Source organism: Pseudomonas sp. VMV1 (genome assembly GCF_056790235.1).
This window is the reverse complement of the sequence record NZ_JBXGSE010000002.1, coordinates 795,694-817,217: the sequence shown is the minus strand read 5'-3', so window position 1 is coordinate 817,217 and position 21,524 is coordinate 795,694. Positions and strand designations below refer to the sequence as shown.

Annotated in this window: 18 protein-coding genes and 1 pseudogene; 13 read left to right on the top strand and 6 right to left on the bottom strand. The window is 62.2% G+C overall.

The features are described from left to right. Positions 1–81 precede the first annotated feature (81 nt). On the top strand, positions 82–981 hold the full coding sequence (locus ACUCV0_RS09305) for a LysR substrate-binding domain-containing protein (RefSeq protein WP_313647288.1): 900 nt from the start codon (positions 82–84) through the stop codon (positions 979–981). A 100-nt stretch (positions 982–1,081) separates the two neighbouring features. Here the strand turns inward: ACUCV0_RS09305 and ACUCV0_RS09300 are convergent, their stop codons facing one another. Beyond that, positions 1,082–2,455 (bottom strand): MFS transporter, encoded by a 1,374-nt coding sequence (locus ACUCV0_RS09300; RefSeq protein WP_482212526.1) that lies wholly within the window; start codon positions 2,453–2,455, stop codon positions 1,082–1,084. Between the two features lie 282 nt (positions 2,456–2,737). Here ACUCV0_RS09300 and ACUCV0_RS09295 point away from each other — a divergent pair, with 282 nt between their 5' ends. The 3 genes and pseudogenes from ACUCV0_RS09295 (at position 2,738) to ACUCV0_RS09285 (ending at position 7,694) form a co-directional block, all read left to right on the top strand. Next, the gene (locus tag ACUCV0_RS09295) at positions 2,738–4,753 is read left to right on the top strand and encodes a peptidase U32 family protein (protein WP_482212525.1); all 2,016 of its coding nucleotides are present in this window, start codon (positions 2,738–2,740) and stop codon (positions 4,751–4,753) included. A 516-nt stretch (positions 4,754–5,269) separates the two neighbouring features. Continuing rightward, complete coding sequence (locus ACUCV0_RS09290; RefSeq protein ID WP_271655182.1) at positions 5,270–6,415, top strand: mechanosensitive ion channel family protein; 1,146 nt, start codon at positions 5,270–5,272, stop codon at positions 6,413–6,415. Between the two features lie 29 nt (positions 6,416–6,444). Further along, positions 6,445–7,694 (top strand): annotated as a pseudogene (locus tag ACUCV0_RS09285) (cation:proton antiporter). Positions 7,695–7,800: 106 nt separating this feature from the next. On the opposite strand, the gene ACUCV0_RS09280 reads toward ACUCV0_RS09285, so the two are convergent. Beyond that, on the bottom strand, positions 7,801–8,499 hold the full coding sequence (locus tag ACUCV0_RS09280; RefSeq protein ID WP_313647284.1) for a glutathione S-transferase N-terminal domain-containing protein: 699 nt from the start codon (positions 8,497–8,499) through the stop codon (positions 7,801–7,803). Positions 8,500–8,826: 327 nt separating this feature from the next. Here ACUCV0_RS09280 and ACUCV0_RS09275 point away from each other — a divergent pair, with 327 nt between their 5' ends. From ACUCV0_RS09275 to ACUCV0_RS09260, 4 genes are all read left to right on the top strand, one after another. After that, positions 8,827–9,459, top strand: a complete 633-nt coding sequence (locus ACUCV0_RS09275; protein ID WP_313647283.1) for an MSMEG_1061 family FMN-dependent PPOX-type flavoprotein — start codon at positions 8,827–8,829, stop codon at positions 9,457–9,459. A 94-nt stretch (positions 9,460–9,553) separates the two neighbouring features. After that, a complete protein-coding gene (locus ACUCV0_RS09270) occupies positions 9,554–10,117 on the top strand; it encodes a DUF1993 family protein (protein WP_313647282.1) in 564 nt (187 codons plus the stop codon). A 452-nt stretch (positions 10,118–10,569) separates the two neighbouring features. Continuing rightward, entirely contained in the window at positions 10,570–10,926 is a 357-nt protein-coding gene (locus ACUCV0_RS09265; protein WP_059315256.1) for a response regulator, read from the top strand. A 381-nt stretch (positions 10,927–11,307) separates the two neighbouring features. After that, positions 11,308–12,966 (top strand): methyl-accepting chemotaxis protein, encoded by a 1,659-nt coding sequence (locus ACUCV0_RS09260; protein ID WP_313647281.1) that lies wholly within the window; start codon positions 11,308–11,310, stop codon positions 12,964–12,966. A 150-nt stretch (positions 12,967–13,116) separates the two neighbouring features. Here the strand turns inward: ACUCV0_RS09260 and ACUCV0_RS09255 are convergent, their stop codons facing one another. Both ACUCV0_RS09255 and rlmE read right to left on the bottom strand, forming a co-directional pair. Beyond that, on the bottom strand, positions 13,117–13,488 hold the full coding sequence (locus ACUCV0_RS09255; RefSeq protein ID WP_059315258.1) for a hypothetical protein: 372 nt from the start codon (positions 13,486–13,488) through the stop codon (positions 13,117–13,119). A gap of 413 nt (positions 13,489–13,901) precedes the next feature. Beyond that, entirely contained in the window at positions 13,902–14,522 is a 621-nt protein-coding gene (gene rlmE / locus ACUCV0_RS09250) for a 23S rRNA (uridine(2552)-2'-O)-methyltransferase RlmE (RefSeq protein ID WP_313647280.1), read from the bottom strand. Between the two features lie 245 nt (positions 14,523–14,767). Here rlmE and ACUCV0_RS09245 point away from each other — a divergent pair, with 245 nt between their 5' ends. From ACUCV0_RS09245 to ACUCV0_RS09230, 4 genes are all read left to right on the top strand, one after another. Continuing rightward, the gene (locus tag ACUCV0_RS09245) at positions 14,768–16,417 is read left to right on the top strand and encodes an NAD(P)/FAD-dependent oxidoreductase (protein ID WP_271655190.1); all 1,650 of its coding nucleotides are present in this window, start codon (positions 14,768–14,770) and stop codon (positions 16,415–16,417) included. Next, positions 16,417–17,148 (top strand): TrmH family RNA methyltransferase, encoded by a 732-nt coding sequence (locus ACUCV0_RS09240; protein WP_059315261.1) that lies wholly within the window; start codon positions 16,417–16,419, stop codon positions 17,146–17,148. The genes ACUCV0_RS09245 and ACUCV0_RS09240 overlap by 1 nt, the downstream gene beginning before the upstream one ends. A 197-nt stretch (positions 17,149–17,345) precedes the next feature. Next, the gene (locus tag ACUCV0_RS09235; RefSeq protein ID WP_059315262.1) at positions 17,346–17,867 is read left to right on the top strand and encodes an alpha/beta hydrolase; all 522 of its coding nucleotides are present in this window, start codon (positions 17,346–17,348) and stop codon (positions 17,865–17,867) included. A 338-nt stretch (positions 17,868–18,205) separates the two neighbouring features. Continuing rightward, positions 18,206–18,697: a DUF4126 domain-containing protein gene (locus ACUCV0_RS09230; RefSeq protein WP_313647350.1), complete on the top strand. Its 492-nt coding sequence runs from the start codon at positions 18,206–18,208 to the stop codon at positions 18,695–18,697. Positions 18,698–18,916: 219 nt separating this feature from the next. Here the strand turns inward: ACUCV0_RS09230 and ACUCV0_RS09225 are convergent, their stop codons facing one another. Both ACUCV0_RS09225 and ACUCV0_RS09220 read right to left on the bottom strand, forming a co-directional pair. Beyond that, on the bottom strand, positions 18,917–19,132 hold the full coding sequence (locus ACUCV0_RS09225) for a hypothetical protein (protein WP_313647279.1): 216 nt from the start codon (positions 19,130–19,132) through the stop codon (positions 18,917–18,919). 262 nt (positions 19,133–19,394) lie between these two features. Then, a complete protein-coding gene (locus ACUCV0_RS09220) occupies positions 19,395–20,015 on the bottom strand; it encodes a TetR/AcrR family transcriptional regulator (protein WP_059315264.1) in 621 nt (206 codons plus the stop codon). A 141-nt stretch (positions 20,016–20,156) separates the two neighbouring features. Between ACUCV0_RS09220 and ACUCV0_RS09215 the strand changes: the two genes are divergently transcribed. Beyond that, the gene (locus ACUCV0_RS09215; protein ID WP_482212524.1) at positions 20,157–21,419 is read left to right on the top strand and encodes a serine hydrolase domain-containing protein; all 1,263 of its coding nucleotides are present in this window, start codon (positions 20,157–20,159) and stop codon (positions 21,417–21,419) included. Positions 21,420–21,524 lie beyond the last annotated feature (105 nt).

The following is a 21,524-nucleotide window of genomic DNA, read 5'->3' as shown; positions in this document are numbered from 1 at the left end:
GGATTACGTCGAGGATAGGCCTGTAGCCAAATAGAAAAAGCGATATTAAGGTATGGTTATTCATGCCTGGAAGGAATGCTAATGGTCACGCTTCGGCAATTGCTGGCGCTGCACTGGATTGAACGCCTGGGTACGTTCGAAAGAGCCGCCGAGCACCTCAACACAACCCAGTCGGCCATCTCGAAACGGGTGCAGGAGCTGGAGTCCTCCACCGGCCTGCAGCTGTTCGATCGCTCGCAGCGGGGTGCCCGTTTCACCGCCGAGGGTGAAGAGCTCCTGGTCATTGCGCGGGAGATGCTCGACCTGAGCGAGCGCATCAGCTCGCTCAAGGACGGCAAGCACGTCACCACGCGCCGGCTGCGGCTCGGCGTCACGGAGCTCACCGCCTGGACCTGGCTACCTCGGCTGGTCACGCGCCTGGTCGAGGATTTTCCCGGGCTTACCGTGGAGCCCGAGGTCGACATGAGTCGCAACCTCCATGAACGCCTGATGGACGACCTGGTCGACCTTATCGTGATCCCGGATACCTTCACGGCACCCGAGGTCACCAGCGTGCCGCTGGCGACGGTGGAGAATGCCTGGATGGCGGCGCCGGGGCTGGTCCGCAGTTCAGGGGTGGTGAGCCTGGCAGAACTGGCCAGGTATCCCATGCTGATGCAGGGCAAGAAGTCTGGATCGGGGCTGTTCGTGAATCGCTGGCTGCATGCACGGGGCATCGAGCTGCCCAGGATTCTCTCCTCCGACAGCCTCACCGCCATGCTTGGACTGGCCTCGGCGGGCCTGGGCGTCACCTATCTGCCGCGCGAGTGCTTCCGGCCGCTGGTCGACGAAGGGAAGCTCGCCATCGTCGGGACCGATCCCGAACTGCCTCCGGTCCCCTACATGGCCATGTATCGCAATGATCGGCCTTCGACCTTCGTGGCCGAGATCGCGACCTTGGCTACGCAGCTCTGCGACTTCACCAAACAGTTGCAGCGTTAGCCCCGGACCGCCTGGCGGCTCTGGCGTCCCGGGAACGGCAGCGTGGTCGGTGGGACTGATCACGCCGCGGACGCGGCCCTGGCGCCCCAGGCCCTTCCGGCTAGGCAGCAGCGGCTTCGGCGGGCGTGGTAGCAGGCTCGGAAATGGTCAGCACGAAGGCCAGCGCCGCCAGGGAGCAGACACCGAGGAAGATGAACACCGCCGTCCAGCTATAGCTGTCCAACAGAAAACCGGTGATCAGCGGCGCCATGGCCCCGCCCGCCTGGCCGGCGCTGTTGACGACCGACGCGGCGACCGGATAGGTCTTGCGAGTCGTCAGGCTCATCGAATAGACCGAAAACGACGAGTAGCCGATGTTGAGCAGAAAGCCGGTACCGAAGAGCAACAGACTGACCGCGAGCAGGCCGTTGGGCGCATAGACCAGGGCGATCATCATCAGGCAGGTGGCGACCGCGCTGATCATCATCGTGGGTTTGCGGCGGCGGTCCAGGATCCGGTCCGATAGCCAGCCGCCGACGATGTTGCCCAGCACGCCACCGACAAAGGGCAGCGCAGCCACGAAGCCCACCTGCATCAGCTCGAAGTGCTTTACCTCGCCCAGGTATTTGGGAAGCCAGGCCAGCAGCACGTTCACCACCCCGGTCATGAGCAGATAGCCCAGACCGCAGCCCCACACGTTCCAGGATCTGAAGACGGATTGGGACGTCTCCAGGGTGGGCGTACGCTCATAACGCAGAACCCGGTCGAAGGTGCCGAAGTCCTTGTGTGTGCGGACCGCCCCATTCTGCGTGGTCGTCTGATCCTCGATATGCTCGGCCTCGGCGTCGCTCACCCGCTTGCAGGTCCGCGGATCGTTCGGGACCAGCCACCACCACAATAGCGCCAGCAGTACCCCAGGAACGGCGAAGGCGATGAACATGGTCCGCCAGCCATCCAGCAGGATCAGCGCAGCGCCTACCGGCGGCGCAATGACCGCCCCCATCTTCGCTGCAGACAAAAAGGCTCCGGTAGCCATGCCCTTCTCCCGCGGCGGAAACCAGCGATTGATGGTACTCAGCATGGAGAGCGGCAAGGCAGCCTCCGCCACGCCCAGGGCGGAGCGATAGAGCTTGAGCATGCCGATGCTGTGGGAGGTACCTATCAACAGCGTGACGACTGAGGTGAGCCCAATCGCGGCGGGAGCGACTACACGCACGCTGACTTTGCTGAGCAGAAAGCCGGCGGGTATCTGGCCAAGGGAATAGAACAGGAAGAAGGCGCTGACCAGCAGGCCTACCTCGGCATTGGTCGCACCGAACTCCTTCTGGATATAGGGCAGCGCGATGCCGATATTGGCCCGATCGGCCGCCGCGAGCATGTATACGACCACGATGACCGCCAGCACCACCCAGCGATAGCGGGTCATGGACGCGGTCTTCCCTGCCGCCCGCTCCGCCGCGCCAGGCGCTGCCTTCGAAGCCAAAGATTCGCTCATGGGTCCTCCAGTTTTTTATGCTTATCAGGAATAGACGACGTTGTACGGCGGTCTTGTAGGTGAAAAAAGCGATAAATAGGCACATAGAACCATTCCTCTATGGAATGTTCACGGCGCAGGCTGTGCTATTTGTCAGTACTGAAATAACTCCCAGGCGCCACCTTTACCGGCGAACACCCAAGGTTCCAGGATCAACCACCCAGCACCCCAGAGGTGCCCTCCTCCCCCTCGCCCGCTACAATGCGCGCCTTGTCGTGCCACGCCTGATCGAGAAGACCCGCCATGTCCCTGCCCAAGCACCATCTGGAATTGCTCAGCCCTGCCCGCGATGTCGGTATCGCACGGGAGGCCATCCTGCATGGGGCCGATGCCATCTACATCGGCGGGCCGAGCTTTGGTGCACGGCACAATGCCTGCAACGAGGTCAGCGAGATCGCCGCGCTGGTGGAGTTCGCCCGGCGCTATCACGCGCGGGTGTTCACCACCATCAACACCATCCTGCATGACGACGAGCTGGAGCCGGCCCGCAAGCTGATCCACCAGCTGTACGACGCGGGAGTGGATGCGCTGATCGTGCAGGACCTGGGCGTGCTGGAGCTGGACATCCCGCCGATCGAGCTGCATGCCAGTACCCAGACCGACATCCGCACCCTGGCACGAGCCAGGTTTCTCGACCAGGCCGGCTTCTCCCAGCTGGTACTGGCGCGCGAGCTGAATCTGCAGGAGATCTCGGCCATCGCCGCCGAGACCGACGCCGCCATCGAATTCTTCATCCATGGCGCCCTGTGCGTGGCCTTCTCCGGCCAGTGCAACATCTCCCATGCCCAGACCGGCCGCAGCGCCAACCGTGGCGACTGCTCCCAGGCCTGCCGCCTGCCCTACACCTTGAAGGATGACCAGGGCCGGGTAGTGGCCTTCGAGAAGCACCTGCTGTCGATGAAGGACAACAACCAGAGCGCCAACCTGCGCGCCCTGGTCGAGGCCGGCGTGCGCTCCTTCAAGATCGAGGGGCGCTACAAGGACATGGGCTACGTGAAGAACATCACCGCCTACTACCGCCAGCTGCTCGACGAGATCCTCGAAGACCGCACCGACCTGGCCCGCGCCTCCAGCGGCCGCACCGCGCACTTCTTCGTGCCCGATCCGGACAAGACCTTCCACCGCGGCAGCACCGACTATTTCGTCACCGACCGCAAGGTGGACATCGGCGCCTTCGACTCGCCGACCTTTACCGGTCTGCCGGTGGGTCAGGTGGAGAAGGTCAACAAGCGCGACTTCATCGCCGTGACCGAGGAGCCCCTGTCCAACGGCGACGGCCTCAATGTGCTGGTCAAGCGCGAGGTGGTGGGCTTTCGCGCCAATGTCGCCGAGCTCAAGAACGAATTCGAGGAAGACGGTGCGAAGCGCTACCGCTATCGCGTCGAACCCAACGAGATGCCCGAGGGGCTGTATCGCCTGCGCCCGAATCACCCGTTGTCACGCAACCTGGATCACAACTGGCAGCAGGCCCTGCTCAAGACCAGCGCCGAGCGCCGCATCGGTGTGCGCTGGCAGGTTGAGCTGCGCGAGCAACGGCTGCAGCTGACCGCCACCAGTGAGGAAGGCGTCAGCGCCACCGTCGCTCTGGACGGCCCCTTCGGCGTGGCCAACAAGCCGGAACAGGCGCTGGACGGCCTGCGCGATCTACTGACCCAGCTGGGTACCACCGAGTACCACGCCCTGGACGTGACGCTGGATGCACCCCAGGCCTTTTTCGTACCCAATTCGCAACTCAAGGCGCTGCGCCGCGAGGCCATCGAACAGCTAACCGCCGCGCGCGTCGCCGCCCATCCGCGTGGACGTCGCAAGGCCGAGACCAGCCCGCCGCCGGTGTACCCCGAGTCGCACCTGTCGTTTCTCTACAACGTCTACAACCAGAAGGCCCGCGACTTCTACCACCGCCATGGCGTGCAACTGATCGACGCGGCCTACGAGGCCCACGAGGAGCCTGGCGAGGTGCCGGTGATGATCACCAAGCACTGCCTGCGCTTCTCCTTCAACCTCTGCCCCAAGCAGGCCAAGGGCGTCACTGGCGTGCGCACCAAGGTCGCGCCGATGCAGCTGGTCCACGGTGATGAGGTGCTGACCCTGAAGTTCGACTGCAAGCCCTGCGAGATGCACGTGGTGGGCAAGATGAAGGGTCATATCCTCGACCTGCCGCTGCCCGGCAGCCAGGCCGCCGCCAAAGCGGTCGCCAGCATCAGCCCGGAAGACCTGCTCAAGACCATCCGCCACAAGCCGACCGGCTATAGCCACTGATGCCACGCGGGCTTACCAGGATCTGATCCGGACTGTCCCCCACGTCAGCTGATCGATTCGGGAGCCCGCCTGGTCGCCATGACCTTGGCAGGCTGGCGAAACCTCCGCTGCCCTCCTTACCTTCTCGCTATCGGCGCACGGCCATCCCGGCCGGCGCTGCTGTGCGCTCATCACCCTGCGCTCGAGCGTCGGACCGCCCTATCGAGGGTGGACGACCCCTTCTATTCAGCCAGTCCGCACCCCCGCCAGAACGCCCAGGCCAAAGGCGCTCACTATTGATCGCGGCTGCTTTGCCACTGGTTGCATGCGCCAAAAAGCGAAAAAAAATGGCACGGCACCGGCTCAATGGACTCAAACCCGGCTGATGCGATCCGCAGGTTCCTGATAGAACGGCGAACTGGCGGACTGCGTCCTGTGTTCCAGTTGGCCAAGAGAGCGCTGGATAAAACGAGTCGCGACAACGCCTGAGCGGGCTGGTCGTGATTATTTTTAAATCAGCTAGAAGACCCCTGCTTTATGGATCTAGGATTTTTCAATGTCATGCTATCGACCAGTCTGCTCGGCATCTCGCTGGCCAACTGGTTCGCCATGCTGTGCACCATCCTGCTCAGCTTCACCCTCGCCCGAACCGTCATCGGCTTCGTCCTGAGAAACCTGCGGTCCCGCGCAGAGAAACCGGGTGCCCATGTCAGCCATATCGCCATTCAGGTCTTGTCCAGCACCAGCAATACGCTGTTGTTGCTGGCCGCCATTCTGATCGGCGTAGGGATACTGGACTTGCCCGAACGCTGGCTGACCCGGGTCAGCAGCCTCTGGTTCGTGGTGGCGGCGCTGCAGGTCGGGCTATGGGCCAACCGGGCGGTGGCCTTGGCGGTGCACCACTACTTCGTCAAGCATAGCCAGGCGGACGTCTACCAGGGCAGCGCCCTGGCCACCTTGTCGCTCTGGGGGGCCAAGGTGTTGCTCTGGGCCGTGGTCGGCCTGGCCATGCTGTCCAACCTTGGGGTGAACATCACTGCCTTCGTCGCCAGCCTTGGCGTCGGCGGCATCGCCATCGCCCTGGCCGTGCAGAACATCCTGGGCGATGTGTTCGCATCCCTCTCCATTGCGGTGGACAAACCCTTCGAGGTCGGCGACTTCATCGTCGTGGGCTCCCTGGCGGGCACGGTCGAACACGTAGGCCTCAAGACCACCCGGATCAGAAGCCTGGGCGGCGAGCAGATCGTCATGGCGAACGCCGAGATGATCGGCAGCACCATCCAGAATTACAAGAAGCTGCAAGAGCGCCGTATCGTCTTCAAGTTCGGACTGACCTACGCCTCCCAGCCCAACCAGATCAAACAGGTCACCACGGCCCTGAAGGAGATCATTCAACGGCAGGACAAGACGCGCTTCGACCGCGCCCACTTGCTGACCTTTGGTGACAGTTCGCTGGAATTCGAAGTCGTCTACATCGTGCTGGATGCCAGCTACAACGTGTACATGGACATCCAGCAGGCGATCAATATCGAGATGATGGAAGCCTTCGCCAAGATCGGCGTGCGTTTCGCCCTCTCCAGCCGAAGTCTCTATGTCGAAACCCTGCCCGCGGACTTTCCGCTGGAAAAGGATCGCCAGGATGACACTCAGCGGGATGCCTGGACGCAACACGGCATCCAATAGATCCCCCTCGGAGACGACCCGTGCTGTAACTGGCAGCGATCATTCTCTTCATAACGGCGGTTCTGGCTTTTCTGAACCGTCGCTATGTCGGGCTTCCCTCAGCGATCGGCGTGATGGCCATCGCCCTGGCGCTTTCCCTCGGGTGCATCGGGCTGGACTGGCTCGGGTTTCCTCTGGTCCGCGACTACGAGCAGAACCTGCTGAGCTCCATCGACTTCTCCGAACTGCTGATGCAGGGGATGCTGTCCGTGTTGCTCTTCGCCGGGGCCCTGCATATCGATCTGAGCGAGCTCAGAGCCTTTCGCTGGCAGGTGTCGCTGCTGGCGGTCGTGGGCACGACCGTATCCACCCTGGTGGTCGGATTTGCGCTGTTCTATCTGTTGTCATTTACCCATGTCTCGCTCTCGCTGATCCACTGCCTGATCTTCGGTGCGCTGATTTCACCGACGGACCCCATCGCCGTCATGGGCATCCTCAAGACGGCCGGAGCGCCCAAGAACACCGAACTGGTCATCGCGGGCGAGTCGCTGTTCAACGATGGCGTGGGTGTGGTGCTCTTTTCGGTGCTCCTGGCGACGTTGGTCAACGACGAACCCATCACCGTGACCAGCACCCTGGAAATCTTCGCCCACGAAGCGGGTGGTGGCATCCTGCTGGGGCTGGTCGTGGGCTATCTGGCCTTTGTCATGCTGCGCAGCATCGACAGCTATCCGGAAGAGATCCTGATCACCCTGGCGACGGTCCTGGGCGGCTACACCCTGGCCAACCGCCTGGGCGTATCCGGTCCGCTGGCAATGGTGGTCGCCGGCTTGATCATCGGCAACCATGGCCGGGCGCTGGCGATGTCGGACACCACACGCAAACGGATCGACGCCTTTTGGGAGCCCTGGATGAGATCCTCAATGCCGTGCTGTTCGTGCTGATCGGACTGGAAATCATCCTGATCGACCTGGCCCCTCCGCTGCTGCTGGGCGGGGTTATGGTCGCGGTGCTGACGCTACTGGCGCGCCTGGTCACGGTGGGAATCCCCGTGGGGCTGCTGGGCAGGAAATTTCGGCTGGTCCCCGGCTCCTGGCGGATTCTGACCTGGGGTGGCCTGCGCGGAGGGATCTCGGTAGCGCTGGCCCTTTCCCTGCCCATCGGCGGCGAGCGCGACGTAATCCTCACCCTGACGTACGTGGTGGTGATCTGCTCGATATTGGGTCAGGGCCTGACCATCGGCAAGGTTGCGAAAACGGTATGCAATCCTGCCGCAACCCCATCGCAGGAGCGGCACTGACCCACTGCGGAGCACCGTATCCAGCCGCTGGCGGCTCGATACGGGAAAAGACGAGTCGACCCATGCTCACCGGACACCAATTCAGCATGGGTCGCCCGCTACGTCTTCACGCGGCCTGCGGCGCCTGTCGAGCCAGGCCGTTGTAGGCGTCGAGCATGCGTTCGCACCAGGCCGTGAGGGGATCGTCCTGGGCCAATAGCGATTGGGTGCTGACGACCCGGGCCCACTGGAAGGCACCGAATACGATGTGATCGGCGTAGGCCGGCGCGTCACCCGCCAAATAATCCTGTTGGGCCAGGGTGCTACGCAACGGCTTCAGGATCGCCCGAAAGGCCTGCAGCGATGCCTCGCGCTTGCTAGCCAGCTCATCCAGGGATACCCCAAACGCCGCTTCGCGGGTCTGCTTGAAATAGTCCTTGTCGGCTTCGTCCAGCACGGCATGGACATCAGGCAGGATCAACCGGGCGAGTGCCGGATGCACGCTGTCCGCCACCCATTGACTGACGAAACGCGTCAGCGCCTTGAGCGAAGCGTCGCCCAGCAGCGAGGGCCGATCAGGGTACTGGTGATCCAGATACTCGGCGATGGCCCAGCTGTCGCTCACGCAGTGCTCGCCGTCGACCAGCACAGGCACCTTGCCCTGCCCGGAGAAGGCAATGGCCTCCTTCTCGTGGAAGCGCCAGGCGACGGTTTCGACCGGTAGGCCCTTGTGAGCCAGCGCCAGGCGCACGCGCCAGCAATAGGGGCTGAAGCGGCAGCTGTCGTCGGCACCAGCCAATTCGTACAGGCGTAGCGGAGTGGTCATTGGTGGTTCTCTCGTTAGTCGGTCAATGGGCGTGTTCCAGGCGATAGCCGTTGTACGCCGGGTCTCTTAAGACAGCGACAACGGTCCATCAGCACCGAATCGACTGCCTTTCTTCAGCTCGCATTGACCTAGCATCAGCTGAAGGCGCTACCCGCTTCCTATCGAATGGTAACTTTGCTGACGAACGAAGCCGGCCAGGCGGATGAGGCAGGAGCGTGTCCTCCGCCGGGCGAAGGCCCCATGGACATCGGCTACAGTTCACCAAGAACCTTTATCCGCTGCGAAAGCCGTGGGCTAGCGCAAACCACCTAGAGCAAGGAGCCGGGCATGGCGCAGAACGACGACAACCAGGACTACATCTCCACGATCCAGGCATTGGAAAGCCTCTATGGCCAGGTCGCGGCACCGTCGATTCTCAAGGAAGTCGATCATATCCACCCGGTCTATCGCCCCTTCATAGAGGCAGCATCTTTCGTCATCCTGGCGTCTTCAGGGCCCGAGGGGCTCGATGCCTCGCCACGAGGCGACGCACCGGGTTTCGTCCATGTCCACGATTCGAAAACCCTTTACCTGCCAGATCGCCGTGGCAACAACCGCCTGGATACGCTGCGCAATATTCTTCAGGATCCTCAGGTAGCCCTGCTGTTCCTCATTCCCGGCATCGGCGAAACCTTGCGCATCAATGGAACCGCCCGGATAGCGGTCGATACGGCGCTGCTGGCGCGTTTCGAAGTCAACGGCCAGCGTCCCCGCACCGTTCTGGAAGTCACGGTCTCCAGCGTCTACTTCCAATGCAGCCGCGCGGTCATCAGGGCCGGTCTGTGGGATGCGTCCAAACACTTGGGGCGCAGTGCGCTGCCTACTCCTGGCGCGATTCTAAAAAGCCTCTGCCCCGAGAAGGTGGATGGAGACGCCTACGATCAAGCCTTGCCACAGCGTATCGCCAGTACGCTCTACTAGTGCGTGCTGGTAGACCAGGTCTGTTTGCCACCGCCCTCTCAGCTCACGCGCCGAGTGCCCTCGTCTCCCTGCGACAACCCTCAAGGACCTCACCATGAACTTCACGGATATCCTCGTCCCCACCTACGTGAACATGCTCCAGGCCTTGTCGGCCTGGCTCGACAAGGCGGAGGTCCAGCGGCCGGACGGCGCCGCCGAAGCCTTGTTGGTCGCACGACTGGCGCCCGATATGTTTCCCCTGGCGACTCAAATTCGCTTCGCCTGCGTCCAGGCCCAGGAAGGCCTGTTGCGCCTATACGGCCAGAGCTTTCCACCCGAGCTGAAAGTTCTGCTCGACGAGGGACGCAATGGGGCGGAACAGCCCGGCACCCTCGCCCAGGCACAGACCCGAATCCAGGAAACCCTGGACAGGGTAAAAACCATTCCGGCCGACCGCTCTCCCCTCACGGAAGGAGCGGCCGTCGCGCACGAACTACCCCAGGGGCTGGTGTTCGATTTCACCGCCGAACAGTTCGTCCGTGACTGGGCGCTGCCGCAGTTCTACTTTCATGTGATGACCGCCTACGCCATCCTGCGGGCCCAGGGTGTGGAGCTGGGCAAGGCCGACTATGTGGCCCATGTGCTGCCCTGCCTACGCTCCGGTGCGCCGTCTGCCTGAGGGCTAGTGGTAAGGCGCCTTGGATGGGGGCGATCAGGACAGGCGTCATTGCTCCGCAATCGCACTGCGCGCCAGGCGCGGGTTATGTAATGACGGATACTTTCCCCATTCTACCGACCCGGTATAGGCTGAGTACCGCGACGCCCGCCCTCAGCCAAGTCAATTGGGCGACAGCAGCGTTAGGGGAACGCCTGGGGTCATCCTCGCGAGGCTTGAAGCGGCTTGATCAATCGAACAAGGACTCGCTAACTGAGCTAGCCTTTTATAAAGCTATTCTTTTCATGGATCCCAGCGACGATAGTTGTTGTGCGGCACAGGCCAGCACCCAGAAAGGGTCTTCTATTGCCGACTGTACAAAACATGTACAGGCACCAGCTCGTCGTACAACGCGGAAACAGCAGCCGACATGGCGGTCCCTGTCTAACGACGTCCTACGATAGCCAGGTCCATCCTTGAATCGCCTTGTCCTTATTGCTGAAGATGAAAGGCTACTTGCTGAGATGCTCCGAGATATCTTCGAAGAGCATGAATGCGAAGTATTGGTCTTTAGTACCGCTGATGACGCCTGTCGCTATCTGGAACAGAATCATCCGCCATTGGACCTGCTGTTCACCGATGTAAGGATGCCAGGCTCGAAGACCGGATTTGATCTGGCGCTCAGTGCGCGGCGGCTCCAACCGACGCTACCCATCGTCGTCTCATCCGGGTACTTCGATGGCCCTGCCCAGCACCTCTCCGAGATGACCTTGCTGCCAAAACCGTGGAATCTGGAGCGACTATTGACCGTCTGCTCGTTGAAGCGCAGCTAGCTCGATACTTGCCGGAAAGTTGAGCGGCACCAGTTTTCTATTATAATCCGCGACGTTGAAAAGTCCTTATAGTGCATTCGACCGCTAGAGTCGCCATCCGCCACGCGGCTCTCCACGACGCCACTCTTCGATCTACCAAACCCTTTCTACAGGAGATTACCCTTACTATATAGTTATCGGGATAACTGGAATGGCAACAACCAATTGCGCGTTAAATATATGCGCGACGGCCTAGCTAATAACCCGAACCACTCATCTCCATGGCTTAGCGCCACTATAAATTTCTACACGACCCATCCGAAAGCCTGACTAATGGCGTCACTACTCCCTCTTAGTTGCGGGCTGGACTTTACCGTCCGCCCTTTTTAGCAGGAGCTTCACATGTTCAAGAATTTCAGGATCGGCACCCGCCTTATCGTGTCCTTTATTGCCGTCGCAGCCATCAGCCTGGTGGTTGGGGTCGCGGGTCTGAACAACAGCAGCCAGATCAATGATCTGGCAACTCAACTCTATGAAAACGAACTGCTGGGGTTGTCATACATCAAGGACGCCAACCTGAATCTTATTTTCATTGGTCGTGCGCGCAGTAACTACCTGTTGGCAGCCAGCGACGAGGACCGGAGTCGCGCCCAGGCGGAAGTCAAACAAGGCCTCGCCAACGTAAGGGAAAATCTGGCCAAAGCCCGCCCTCTGTTCAACAGCGAAGCGTCGGCGAACAACTTCCGGCAAATCGACGACCTGCTCACCAGCTATACCACCCAATTGGATCAGGCCATGACGCTCGCTCGTGACCGTGCGTTGCGCGAGGCAGATCCGGTACTGGACAACCAACTCGCCAGTGTCCGTCGCTATGGTGATCAGGTTGGCGCGCTGATGGCCGAGCTGTCCAAGCGTAAAGAGCAGAATGCCAGCGACGCCAACGACCTCACCGACCAGCTCTATGAACACAGCCGGGTGATGCTGATCGGTATCATCTCCGTGGGTGTGGCCTTCGGCATCCTGCTGGGCTTCTTGATGAGTCGCAGCATCACCCGCCCCCTGCGGGCCGCCGTCGAGATTGCCGATCGCCTGGCCGCTGGCGACCTCACCCAGCGCATCGAGGCCGAAGGTCGCGACGAGACGGCCGCTCTGCTACGCGCCATGGACGGCATGAACCAGCGGCTGTCGCAGATCATCAGTGACGTGCGCAGCGCGTCCGATGGACTGGCCAGCGCCTCGGAAGAAATATCGGCCACCGCTCAGAGCATCAGCCAGGCCAGCACCGAGCAGGCGGCATCGGTCGAGGAAACCAGCGCCAGCGTCGAGCAGATGTCGGCCTCCATCGCGCAGAATACCGAAAACGCCAAGGTCACCGACGGCATGGCCGGCAAGGCGAACCGCGAGGCCAGCGAAGGGGGGCAAGCGGTGAAAGATACCTTGATTGCCATGAAGACCATCGCGACCAAGATCAGCATCATCGACGACATCGCCTACCAGACCAATCTGCTAGCCCTTAACGCCGCCATTGAGGCAGCCCGTGCCGGCGAGCACGGCAAGGGCTTTGCAGTGGTCGCCTCCGAGGTACGCAAGCTGGCCGAACGCAGTCAGGTGGCGGCCCAGGAGATCAGCAACGTCGCCCAAGGCAGCGTGGCCCTGGCCGAGCGAGCCGGCGCCCTGCTGGACGAGATGGTGCCGTCCATCAGCAAGACCTCCGACCTGGTCCAGGAGATTACCGCAGCGTCTGAAGAGCAGACGTCCGGTGTCGAACAGATCAATGGCGCCATGTTGCAATTGAGCCAGGTCACCCAACAGAACGCCTCGGCCTCCGAAGAATTGGCCGCCACGGCAGAAGAGATGAGCAGTCAGGCCGAACAGCTTCAGCAACTGATGGAGTTCTTTACCCTGAACGGCGCCGCGGGAGACCAAGAGGCGCCACGCTCTACCGCCAAGCGTTCAGACCCAGGCCTGGCCAAGCGTACGTCGGCGTTGATCGGTACCCAGCGTCACGGACCCCATGGCGGCGTGCCGGCTGGCTTCGCTCGTTTCGAAGAGACTGCCTGACCGGTTGATGGCTTCTGAGCGCAGCCAATGGGCTCTGGTGCCGGCTGATAGCCGGCACCTAGCGTCTCGCTAACGCCGCTTTCAATCGAACGGGATGGCCGCGTATCGAGGCGACGCCACAGCACGTGAATACCCGCCCGCCTCAACTTTTCACTCGTTCAGGCGAAGAAACTGCTTCAGTCTCAGCACGATGCATTCGACGTTTTCCTTCGTGGAGAAACCCACTCGCGGCCAGTCGTATCGGCTATCGCGCGCCGTGGCCTGGCCATTCATGGCCTTCAGCTCCGCAAAGAACTTCTTGCTTTCAGCAATGCCCCTCCCCGCCCTGCGCGCATGGGATTCGACGTCAAAAGCAATTTCGCCAAGATTGCCATCGGCTGCTCCAGCGCCTGGCCGGTACAAGAAGATCTGGCCCTTCTCGACTTTCACGCACCTGAAGCCACTGCCACTCTCCATCTCGTAGAGGGCCCCATAGATATCGGTCAACAGGCGCCTAGCCGTCTCGAACACATATGCATCCATCTATCCTGCTCCCTGTTTTTCAAGCGAACGACGGCCGCCACAACTGCCTGGATACAGTTGATTGAAAAACCTTAGCAGCAGGTAAGGAATTAATTCCTGACGGACATATCCCCTCACAGTTGTCAGGGATGCTGCACAAAACGCGCGACAGGTACGTCGTAGCGCCCCAATCGCCAGGTGGCGAGGTGCTACAAAGACCCGCTAACGCCTGGACCCTTGAAGATGGCAACGAACGACGGCAGACAGCGGATACGCCTAGCCAACGATTTCCGCGCGATAAGCGGCAAATGACCCTGACCAAATGGCCAGAAGCGCACCTACCCCTGCTTACGGTCGCGGTTACCCCCGTGGCGAACAGGCGTTTCCGCGGACCTTCGAACAGATTGAAAAGCGCGCGCTGGCGCCTGGACGGCTCAGCCCTTGAAGCCCTTGCCGACCAGATAGACCTCACGCGAGCGGGGACGCGAGGCTTCGGGCTTGCGGATCGAGACCTTCTCGAAGGAGGTACGCACATCCTTGAGGAATTCGTCGGAGCCCTCACCCTGGAAGACCTTGACCACATAGTTGCCGCCGGGCTTGAGCACCTGGCGCACCATGTCGAGGGTCAGCTCCACCAGGTACATCGCCGCCGCCTGGTCGGCCGCCGCGACACCGCTGATGTTGGGCGCGATGTCGGAGACGATCAGATCGGGCTGCCGGCCTTCGAGCATGCTGAGGATCTTCTGGAAGACGGCGTCCTCGGTGAAGTCACCCTGGACGAAGTCGACGTTATCGAGTGCGCCCATCGGCAGGATGTCGGTCGCCACCACCCGGCCCTTCTCGCCGACGATGCCACCGGCCACCTGCGACCAGCCACCAGGGGCCGAGCCCAGGTCCATGACCAGCATGCCGGGGCGGATCAGCTTGTCCTTCTCGTTGAGCTCGATCAGCTTGTAGCTGGAGCGTGAACGCAGGCCGTCTTTCTGAGCGCGCTTTACGAAGGGATCGTTGACGTGTTCGTCCAGCCAGCGACGGCTGCTTTTGGATCGTTTCATGTTGGAGCTACCACGGGAAATCGGGTGAGAAGCGGACGCACGCCAAACCTGGCCGGCCGCAAAGAGGCGGCGATTATAAGCCGATAACGCCCTGGCACGAATCAGGGATCGCCGTGGCGACCGCTAGACCGCCGAATCGAGCGCCCATCGTCCTGGCCTGACAGCGCCGATACCGCCGGGTACAATCGCCGCCCTACCCCTCCTCCTCCCTTCCTTTGCCGGAGTCACCGGCCAGGACTATTGTCATGATTCGCATCAACGAACTGTCGCTGCCGCTTGATCACACCCCCGACGAACTGCGCCAGGCCATCCTTGGCCGCCTGAACCTGCGCGACGCCGATCTCCTGAATTTCACCGTGTTCAAGCGCAGCTACGATGCGCGCAAGAAGAACAGCGTCATCCTGTTCATCTACATCATTGACCTAGAGGTAAGGGACGAGGCAGCGGTGCTGGCGCGCTTCGCCAATGACCTGCACGTACGTCCCGCCCCGGACACCGGCTATTACCCGGTCGGCCAGGCGCCGGCGAACCTGACCGAGCGCCCGCTGGTGGTGGGTTTCGGCCCTTGCGGGCTGTTCGCTGCCCTGCTGCTGGCCCAGATGGGCTTCAAGCCCATCGTGCTCGAACGCGGCAAGGATGTGCGCAGCCGCACCAAGGACACCTGGGCGCTGTGGCGCAAGAAGGTCCTGACGCCCGAGTCCAATGTGCAGTTCGGCGAAGGCGGTGCTGGCCTGTTTTCCGATGGCAAGCTCTATAGCCAGATCAAGGATCCCAAGTTCTACGCCCGCAAGGTGATGCACGAGTTCGTCCGCGCTGGCGCGCCTGAGGAAATCCTCTATGTCAGCAAACCGCACATCGGCACCTTCCGCCTCACTGGGGTGGTGGCAGCCATGCGCGAGGAAATCATCGCGCTCGGCGGCGAAGTCCGCTTCGAGAGCAAGGTGACGGATCTGGTGATCAACGATGGCCAGCTCGAAGGCGTGGTGCTCGCCAATGGCGAGACCCTGCACAGCCGCCATGTGGTCCTCGCCCTGGGCCACAGCTCCCGCGACACCTTCCGCATGCTGCACCGCCAGGGCGTATATATCGAAGCCAAGCCCTTCGCTGTCGGCTTCCGCATCGAACACCCCCAGGGCATGATCGATCAGGCCCGCCTGGGCAAGTACGCCGGCCACCCGGAACTGGGCGCCGCCGACTACAAGCTGGTGCACCACGCCAAGAATGGCCGCGCCGTGTACAGCTTCTGCATGTGCCCGGGCGGTACCGTGGTGGCCGCCACCTCCGAGCCGGGCCGGGTCGTGACCAACGGCATGAGCCAGTACTCGCGCAACGAGCGCAATGCCAACTCCGGCATCGTGGTGGGCATCAATCCCGAGCAGGATTTCCCCGGCGATCCGCTGGCGGGCGTCGAGCTGCAGGAGCGACTGGAGTCGCGCGCCTACGAGCTGGGCGGTAGCGACTATTCCGCACCCGGCCAACTGGTTGGAGACTTCATTCGCGGCGTGCCCTCCACCGAATTCGGTGAAGTGGAACCTTCCTACAAGCCCGGCGTACGCCTGGGCGACCTAGCGCCGTCGCTGCCCGCCTACGCCATCGAGGCCATCCGCGAAGCGCTGCCCGCCTTCGGCAAGCAGATCCGCGGCTTCGACCGCCATGACGCCATCCTGACCGGCATCGAAACCCGCACCTCCTCGCCGGTGCGCATCACCCGTGACAACGACAGCCTGCAAAGCCTGAACCTTCGCGGCCTCTATCCGGCCGGTGAAGGCGCCGGTTATGCCGGCGGCATCCTGTCGGCGGGCGTGGATGGCATCAAGGTGGCCGAGGCCCTGGCCAAGTCGATGCTTGCGGATGCCGACGAGCAGCATGCCCCGCTGGCCCGAGCCGCTGGCTGATGAAGCTCGACGACCTCAAGAAACTCCACCAGAAGAAGTACCGCGCCGAATTCGGCCACTTCCTGGTGGAGGGCGAACATCTGGCACTCGAACTACAGAAGGCCGCGCTGCAGAATCCCCAGCTGCAACGTGCCGAACTCTATGTGACGGGTGCCTACGAACACTGGCGGAGTCCGTTCCGGACGCACCTGATCAGCGACCGGCAGATGGGGCAGCTCGCCGACACCAAGACCCCGCAAGGGATCCTGGCAGTGGTGCCAATGCCCGTGCCTCTGACCAGCGCGCCGGCAATCGCCGAAGGCGAACGCGCGGTCTATCTGCACGAGATCCAGGACCCGGGCAACCTGGGCACCATCCTGCGTACCCTGGCCTGGTTCGGTGGCTTTCGCTGCCTGCTGAGCCCCGGCAGCGTCGACCCCTACAACCCCAAGGTCGTCCGCGCCAGCATGGGCGCCATCTTCCATACGCCGCTGGAGCTCGACGTCGAACTCGACGGCTTGCAGGAACGCTTCCCTCGCCTCGCCTGCTTGGACATGCACGGCGAGCCCGTGCAGTCGGCCCAGTTCAAGGCCTTCGACTGTTACCTGTTCGGCAACGAAGCCCGCGGCGTTCCTCGTGAACAACTCACCGCCCTGAACGCTCAGCCCTTCACCATCGGCGGCTCGGGAGCCATCGAGTCCCTGAATCTGGCGGCGACGGTGAACATGTGCGCCTATGAGTTGAGCCGGTAGCGTCCGGCCACCATTCCTAGTCGCGTGGTGCCCTTTGAGCGTCGGAAGACCAGCCAGAAGACCCTCGGGCCCAGTGACGGACACACCCTTGTTACACAGGACGCCGCCTGGCGGCCCGAGCGATCTGATTAGCGTCCGCCAGCTGCTCGACCTTCCAGCGGGTATCGATCAACCTGTGCGTCGGCTCGCTCGGCAGGATGCCTTCGGCGGATTACCGCCTGCCGCCCGAACATCCCTATCCAGCCGCTCTGGATGATTGCCTTACGGCCTATCGGCATGCGCTGGGCCAGTACTCACCCGCCAATATTGTCCTCATCGGCCGCTCGGCGGATGGCAATCTTGCCCTGGCGATGCTCTTGCGCGGCCGCGATGAAGGGTTGCCGATGCCGGCCGGACTGGTGCCGCTGTCGCCGGAAGTCGACCTGACCGAATTGGGAGACCGCCTCCACACCAACCGCCATGTGGATGTGATGCTTCCCTTCCCCCTCATGCCAATCAATCGGCTCTATGCCAGCGATGCGGATCTCGGCCACCCCTGTTTATCCCCTCTGTTCGGCCAGCTCAAGGGATTACCGCCTACCTTCCTACAGACGGGTACCCGCGACCTCTTCCTGGCCAATGCGGCGCACCTGCATCGCCGGTTACGCCAGGCGAAGATTCCGGTCGACCTCTACGTGGGCGAAGGCAGGTCCCATGGGGGCTCCCTGGGGGAACGGTAGAGGATAAGGAACTCGCACAGGAGACGCGTGACATCGTCGAGACCTGTTGGCAACGCTAGATGCCGCCATGTATGCGGCCTCTGGATTCATACCCCGGGCGCTCAACGGCACGCGCGCTTGCCACCTACTTGGGTAGCATCGCGTAAGCGCTTCGAACGCCTGGTCTTTGTGGGCGGGGTCCTTGGTAGAGCCGAAGATCTCGTTGCCAAGCCGAGCGTTCTCAGCCAGCGGTGCTCCTGCACGAGTTCTGGCTCATGGATAGGACCTTCGGTGCCATCAAGCTGAACAGTCCCGTGCACACCCGGTCCGTATGGGAACAACCACCGGGAGAATCGACGATGACGACAGCCAGCAATCTGTTGTGGGGCGCTGTGGCGATTGGCGTGGTGACTGGCATGCGCAGCATGTTGGCGCCGACCATGGTCAGCCAGGCGCTGGCCGAGCGTGCAGGCATAGCGGACGCCGGCGAACCCGCCCGCACCCTTGCGTCGCACCGCGTACGACGCTACGTGATGCCCCTGGCCGCCGGGGAGCTATTGGGCGACAAGATGCCCTTCGCTCCAGACCGTACCATCGCGCCATCTATGCTGGTCCGTGCCGTATCGGGTGGTGTCAGCGCGGCAGCACTGGCAAGTGCGCGGCGGCAACCGATAATGTTGCCGGCACTGATCGGGGCGACCGCCGCCTGTATCGCCGCCAAGGTTGCGATCGATCTGCGCAAGCGCTACGGCACCAACGCCTGGCTCAATGCGGGTCTTGGCGTGGCCGAGGATTGCATGGCCGTATCGCTGGGCAATGCCGGGTTGCGTCGAGCACTACAGGATTGCTAGCGCAGAGGTTGCATATCGCTCGCAGTCCGCGCCTCGATCAGTCTGTCCAGTACGGCGTACGCGGCCGGACAGGAGCTATCAGCTCATCGCTATCGCTTTCACTGCATAGCGTCCCGTGGTGAAGAGACCTAGCTCATCTGCTCGAATGGCGACGAGCCAGCGTCCCTTGAGAGCTGGGCAATCCACACTGTAGTCAAATGTTATGGGGTACGAAGACGCTCATCCGCCAGCGTCGGTACCTGGCGGGCGCTGGAAAGTACGCGCCCATTCGAGCAGATCATTTTCTTCATCAGTACGATCGTCTGGACCAGATTCCTCAAGCACGGCCACTAGCCGATTCATGAAGGCTCGATCAGCGCGAGCCTGATCGATGATCCTGTTCAGGTTCAATTGACCGAGCCGCTGGAGAGGAGCCTGAAATTCATTGTCTTCCATGCGAGGACGTCTGTTCCTAGAAGCACGGCTGCCGATTGCCGAATGGCCTATTGCCATCATCTACTAGGAAAGTAGCCGGCCGGCATTGGTTATCGCAAAAAGTTTCGAGAATGATGACTGAACCTCAGTCGGTAGCTGGCTTAGGGCTGTCGCCCTAGGCATTGCATCGCTGTTCGTCAGTGGCAGGCGAATCCTAGCTCGCCTGCCCCGTTCGACCCGCTAGCGTCGCTCAGACGCCTGGCAAGCCAAGCGCCCTTGCCCGTCATGCTGGAACCGCACGCATGCCCTCGAACATCAGGCGCGTGGTGTTGCGGACGTTGGCGGCATGCCCCTGTCGATCCATCTGGTCGCTGGCCGTCAGGCGAAGCAGCTGCAGATGGGAGTAGTCGTTGAGCAGGAAGGCGGCCAATTCCACATCCAGGTCGGCGCGCAGCTTGCCGGCGGCCTGCAATTCACGCAACACGTTGGCGATCTCGCCTTGTAGCCCTCGATTCATCTGCCGGTAGGCCTCGGGCAGACCACTGTTGCCACCTACCAGCACCAGTGGCAGCAGCTCACGCCAGAGCGCGGCGGGCAGCACCTCGAGGGCATAGCTGACGAGAAGGTGTTCGAGGTGGCAGAGCGCATCGACGGGATCATCGAATTCGCGGATGCGCTTGCGCACATCGATCAGGGCCCGGCGATCGGACTCCTTGATCATCTCCAGGATGATCTCGTGCTTGCTGCCGAAATACTTGAACACCGTAGGTGCCGAGACACCGGCATCACGAGCGATCTGCTCGACGGTGGTCTCGCGAAAACCCTGGCGTTGAAACAGTGCCACCGCCGCTGCCGAGATGGCGCTTCGGCGTAATGCCTTCTGACGTTCGCGTAAGCCGCTCACCGTCGCTCCTGATTTCTGGGGTAGCGGAAAGCATAGCTGGCCCGGTTTGGTCGAAAAAATATTTTATTGACTAAAGAAATTAACAGGGTTAATTATTTTCCCGTACCTGCTCGACGCAGGGCAACTGCCAGGATGAGTCTGATGAACCAGATCCTCGACCGCTCCCTGGTTTCCCGAAATCGGGAAGTCAGCGAGATGTACGACCAACAAGAACAAGAGCCCGTACTGATGCAGGGTTTCCCTGCCGAGCCGGAACAGCGCGTGACCTGGGCCAACTGGATGTCGCCGCCGTTCAATCGCTGGGGCTTCCGCAACCTGGCGCGCCTGCGCCCTACCATCGACGTCGCCGCCGGCCCACGCCCCGACGCGGTGCTGACCTATGCGCCGGTAGCCCTGGAAGGTCTGACGTTCGAGAGTTCCTGCGGCCGCAGCGTTACCGCCCTCGACCATCTGCTGGCCAGCAAGACCGACGGCTTCCTGGTGCTGCACAAGGGGCGCGTGGTGTACGAGCGCTACTTCAATGGCCAGGTCGCCACTGACCGCCACATCATGTTCTCGGTCACCAAGTCGCTGATCGGCGTACTCGGTGAACAGCTGGTCCACCAGGGCGTCCTCGATCCCCAGGCGCAAACCCGGCACTATGTGCCGGAGCTGGCTGGCAGTGCCTTCGGCGACGCCACCGTGCGTCAGCTGTTCGACATGGCCGTGGGCGTCCATTACACCGAGCTGTACGACGATCCGACGTCGGAAAGCTCCCAATATGGCTACGCCTGTGGCTTCAAGCCGGCACCCCCCGAGTACGCCCAGTACGAATCCCTGTACCAGTACCTGCCGGCGCTGCGTAAACGCTGCGAACATGGCGGGCTGTTCCATTACGTGACGGCCACCACCGAGGTGCTGGCCTGGGTGATGGAGCGCGCCAGCGGCGTGAGCTGCGCCGAGCAGTTGCAGGCGATCTGGCAGCAGCTGGGCTGCGAGCGCGACGGCCATTTCATGGCCGACCCCTGGGGCCGCAGCGTCGCCGGCGCCGGCTTCAACGCCACCCTGCGCGACATGGGTCGCTTCGGCCTGATGCTCGCCAACGGCGGCTTGGTCGAGGGCCAGCAGGTCATCGACCAGGCGGTGATCGACGCCATCGCAGCCGGCGCGGACCCTGCCATCTACGGCGTGCACAAGGATTTCTCCGAGTGGACGCCGGGCGCTTCCTATCGCAGCCAGTGGTACGTCTTCAACGACCACAGCCCGGCCATCATGGCCAGCGGCATCCACGGCCAATACCTGTTCGTCGACTTCACCTCGGACGTGGTGATCGTCAAGCAGTCGTCACTGCCCGAGGCGGTCACCGAACTGGATATCGACACCGTGCGCCTGCTGCGGGCCATCGCTGCCCAGTTGCACGGCTGACCGACACTACAAGATCCAGGAGCGCCGGCTCGCCAGCGCTCCTACCTGCTGCGTCAGGTATCAGGTGGCCGCCTTGGCCGCCCTTCACTGCCCTGTAATAAAAAA